We start from the raw sequence: 4,216 nt of genomic DNA, 5'->3' as shown, positions 1-4,216 counted from the left end.
CTAGCGCAATCAAGCTTTAAACAGTATCGGCAGACACCCATGCAAAAAAGGGCAGATTGGCTGAATGCCGCTGCTGAGATTTTAGAGAGCGATCGCGAACGCTTTGGCAAAATAATGACCCTAGAAATGGGGAAAACTTTAAAATCAGCGATCGCAGAAGTGGAAAAATGCGCCCTCGTCTGTCGCTTCTACGCCGAACGCGCCCCCGAATTCCTCGCGGATGTTCCAGCCCAAACCGAGGCCAGCCACAGCTTTGTGCGCTATCAGCCTTTAGGCGTCATCTTGGCAGTCATGCCTTGGAATTTCCCCTTCTGGCAAGTGTTTCGGTTTGCTGCACCGGCGCTGATGGCGGGAAACGTCGGGTTACTCAAGCACGCCTCTAACGTGCCTCAGTGTGCATTGGCTCTGGAGGAGATTTTCCACAAAGCCGGATTCCCAGAAGGTGTCTTTCAAACCTTGCTAGTGGGGGCAGATAAAGTTGCGGCAATTGTATCAGACGAGCGGGTGAAAGCCGCAACCTTAACCGGAAGCGAACCCGCCGGGATGAGCCTCGCCGCCACCGCTGGAAAACAAATTAAGAAAACCGTTCTGGAATTGGGGGGAAGCGACCCGTATATTGTCCTAGAAAGCGCCGATTTGGATGCAGCCATTGCCACAGCGGTGAGTGCCAGAATGCTGAATAACGGTCAATCATGCATTGCTGCGAAACGGTTCATTGTCGTGGATGCGATCGCAGACAAATTTGAAAAAGGCCTGATTGAGAAGTTTGAGGCACTCAAAATCGGCGATCCGATGCATCCGGAAACCGATATAGGGCCACTGGCAACCCCATCGATTCTCAAAGATTTGGATTGGCAAGTTCAGGAAAGCGCCAAGCTGGGAGCAAAAGTTCTCACGGGTGGACAGCCATTATCTGACCGTCCGGGTAACTTTTATCTGCCCACAATTCTGACAGATATCCCAGCCGGTAGCCCAGCCGAAGCGGAGGAATTTTTTGGTCCCGTGGCGCTGCTATTTCGGGTGCCAGAGATCAACGCCGCGATCGCACTTGCCAATGCCTCGCCCTTTGGACTGGGTGCTAGTGCTTGGACTCAAGTAGAGGCAGAACGCGATCGCTTGATTGACGAACTCGAAGCCGGTGCCGTGTTTATTAACGGCATGGTTAAATCCGATCCGCGTCTCCCCTTTGGCGGGATCAAGCGTTCCGGATACGGACGCGAGTTAAGCAAAGAGGGAATTCACGAGTTTGTCAATATCAAAACCGTGTGGGTGAAATAAGCGGTGGTGCATTCTAACGATGAATTAAATCCCATCCCACTTGCGGGATGGGGATGTCAATACGGGCGGACAGCCGTGCGCCCGTATTGGGCTAAATAGGGGCAATCCGCGCATCTGGCCCCTACACAGAAACGAACCACTACAGATGCCAAGAGCATACAGAGGGGAGTAAGAAAAATGAATACTGCTGAACTATTAGTTAAATGTCTGGAAAATGAAGGAGTCGAATACATTTTCGGGCTTCCTGGCGAAGAAAATCTAGACATATTGGAAGCCCTAAAAACCTCTTCGATTAAATTTATTACTACCCGCCACGAACAAGGTGCTGCCTTCATGGCGGATCTCTACGGACGCCTGACCGGAAAAGCTGGAGTGTGCCTCTCCACCCTAGGGCCAGGTGCCACCAACCTGATGACTGGCGTTGCCGATGCGAACCTGGATGGTGCGCCACTGGTGGCAATTACCGGACAGGTCGGCACAGACCGGATGCACATCGAATCCCACCAATACCTAGATTTGGTGGCGATGTTTGAGCCAGTCACCAAATGGAATACTCAAATTGTTCGTCCCAGCAACACACCGGAAATTATCCGCAAAGCGTTTAAAATTGCTCAGAGCGAAAAACCAGGGGCAGTTCACATCGATTTGCCGGAAAACATTGCCGAAATGACAGCCACTGGCAAGCCCCTACACAAGAATTGTGGGGAAAAAACCTTTGCTGCCTTCCATAGCCTTGAACAGGCATCTGAAGCCATTTCCCAGGCAAAAAACCCTTTGATTATGGTGGGAAATGGGGCGATTCGTGCAGACGCTAGCCTTGCACTGACCGAATTTGCCACGAAGTTGAATATTCCCGTAGTGAATACCTTTATGGGGAAAGGAGTCATTCCCTACACCCATCCCCTCGCCTTGTGGTCGGTAGGATTGCAACAGCGAGACCATATCAGCTGTGCGTTTGACCAAACGGATTTGGTGATTGCAATCGGTTACGACTTGATTGAATATTCCCCGAAAAAGTGGAATCCCCTTGGAGAGATTCCGATTATCCACATTGGAGATACGCCAGCAGAAATTGATAGCAGCTATATTCCCCTGGTGGAAGTTGTGGGGGATATTTCCGACTCGCTACGAGAAATCTTAGACCGATCTGACCGGCAAGGCAAACCCGATCCTTATGCCTTGCAATTACGGGCAGATATCCGTGCGGATTATGAAGAGTATGCCAATGACGATGGGTTTCCGATTAAGCCGCAGAAAATAATTTATGACTTGCGGCAAGTCATGGGGCCAGAAGATATTCTGATTTCAGATGTCGGGGCGCACAAAATGTGGATTGCCCGTCACTATCACTGCGATCGCCCGAATACCTGCATCATCTCCAATGGCTTTGCTGCAATGGGTATCGCCATTCCAGGTGCCTTAGCCGCCAAGTTAGTGTATCCCCAGAAAAAAGTCATTGCTGTCACTGGCGATGGTGGCTTTATGATGAATTGCCAGGAATTAGAAACTGCCCTTCGCGTCGGCACTGCCTTTGTCACCTTAATCTTTAATGATGGGGGCTATGGCTTGATTGAGTGGAAGCAACACAATCACTTTGGCGAATCTGCGTTTGTCCACTTTAGCAATCCCGATTTTGTCAAATTGGCAGAAAGTATGGGGCTGAAGGGGTATCGGGTTGAATCCGCAGCGGATCTGATTCCGACATTGAAAACTGCCCTAGAACAGGACGTTCCCTCGGTAATTGATTGTCCAGTAGATTACCGCGAAAACTTCCGCCTCACGCAAAAGGCTGGCGATTTGAGTTGCAAGATTTGGGAATAGTCATGAGTCATGAGTGATTAGTCATTAGTCATCAGTCGGTTGTCAATGACCGATGACTAATGAACAATGACCAATGACCAATCATGAATGACCCATGAAAATCGCTACTTGGAACGTCAATTCAGTTCGCTCTCGCTTAGAGCAGGTGGTGCAGTGGTTGCAGGATAATCCGGTCGATGTCCTCTGCCTGCAAGAAACGAAAGTAGTCGATAAGGATTTTCCGCGATCGCCCTTTGAGGAATTAGGGCTTCACCTCTACATTTCCGGTCAAAAATCTTATAACGGGGTGGCCCTTCTCAGCCGTGCGCCTCTTGAGGATGTCAGCACCGGGTTTGCCCCAATTTTGGGTAGAGAGGATTTTGACGAACAAAAGCGGGTCATTACTGGCGTTATCGATGGCATTCGCATCGTGAATCTCTATGTGCCCAATGGCTCAGCCGTCGGTAGCGAGAAATACGAATACAAGCTGCTTTGGCTGAAAGCCCTCCGCGAGTACCTGCAAGCAATACTCGAAAAACAACCCAGTTCCCTCTGTATCTGCGGCGATTTCAATATTGCCCCCGAAGACCGAGATATTCACGATCCACTCGGTTATAAGGGTCGGATTATGGCATCCGATCTAGAGCGTCAAGCCTTGAGCAGCATTTTAGAGTTGGGTTTGGCAGATGCCTTTAGAAAATTCACAATAGAAACAGGACACTTCAGCTGGTGGGACTATCGAACTGGGGCGTTTCGACGCAACTGGGGTTGGCGGATTGACCATCACTACTTGACGCCAGACCTTTACGAACGTTCATCCAGCTGCACCATCGATCGCTCCCCCAGAAAATTGCCCAAACCCAGCGACCATACCCCCGTGATTGTAGAATTTTAAATTTTCCAGCATCAATCCCATACCCAAAATTGATTAGGAACTTAAAATCATGTTTTTAGTAACTGGAGCTACAGGCGGACTCGGACGCCGAATTGTGCGGCTGCTGCGGGAGAAGGAAATGCCGGTGCGAGCATTTGTCCGCCTGACATCCCGTTACAGCGAACTGGAACACCGAGGAGCAGAAATCTTTATTGGTGATTTGCAGCGCGATAAAGATATCGAAAAAGCTTGCCAAGGCGTTCA

The 4,216-nt window shown here is 49.9% G+C and carries 4 protein-coding genes; all 4 read left to right on the top strand.

What is annotated here, in order from left to right; all coding sequences use genetic code 11:
* Window positions 1–1,278 (top strand): NAD-dependent succinate-semialdehyde dehydrogenase (locus tag H6F50_RS00025; protein WP_190424882.1); only part of this gene is annotated, 1,278 nt, incomplete at its 5' end.
* A 177-nt stretch (window positions 1,279–1,455) separates the two neighbouring features.
* The gene (locus H6F50_RS00020) at window positions 1,456–3,099 is read left to right on the top strand and encodes an acetolactate synthase large subunit (RefSeq protein WP_190424880.1); all 1,644 of its coding nucleotides are present in this window, start codon (window positions 1,456–1,458) and stop codon (window positions 3,097–3,099) included.
* Between the two features lie 94 nt (window positions 3,100–3,193).
* A complete protein-coding gene (gene xth, locus H6F50_RS00015) occupies window positions 3,194–3,973 on the top strand; it encodes an exodeoxyribonuclease III (RefSeq protein ID WP_190424877.1) in 780 nt (259 codons plus the stop codon).
* 49 nt (window positions 3,974–4,022) lie between these two features.
* Window positions 4,023–4,216, top strand: a 194-nt coding sequence (locus H6F50_RS00010) for an NAD(P)H-binding protein (RefSeq protein WP_190424874.1), incomplete at its 3' end; no start/stop codon positions are given.

Source organism: Coleofasciculus sp. FACHB-712 (assembly GCF_014695635.1).
Taxonomy (GTDB): Bacteria; Cyanobacteriota; Cyanobacteriia; order Cyanobacteriales; family FACHB-T130; genus FACHB-T130.
The sequence above is the reverse complement of the archived record's forward strand: the minus strand, read 5'-3'. Positions and strand labels throughout refer to the sequence as shown.

Bases quoted from the DNA above. Each gene is read 5' to 3' on its own strand.
- H6F50_RS00020 (WP_190424880.1), top strand. From the start codon at position 1,456: ATGAATACTGCTGAACTATTAGTTAAATGTCTGGAAAATGAAGGAGTC.
- xth (WP_190424877.1), top strand. From the start codon at position 3,194: ATGAAAATCGCTACTTGGAACGTCAATTCAGTTCGCTCTCGCTTAGAG.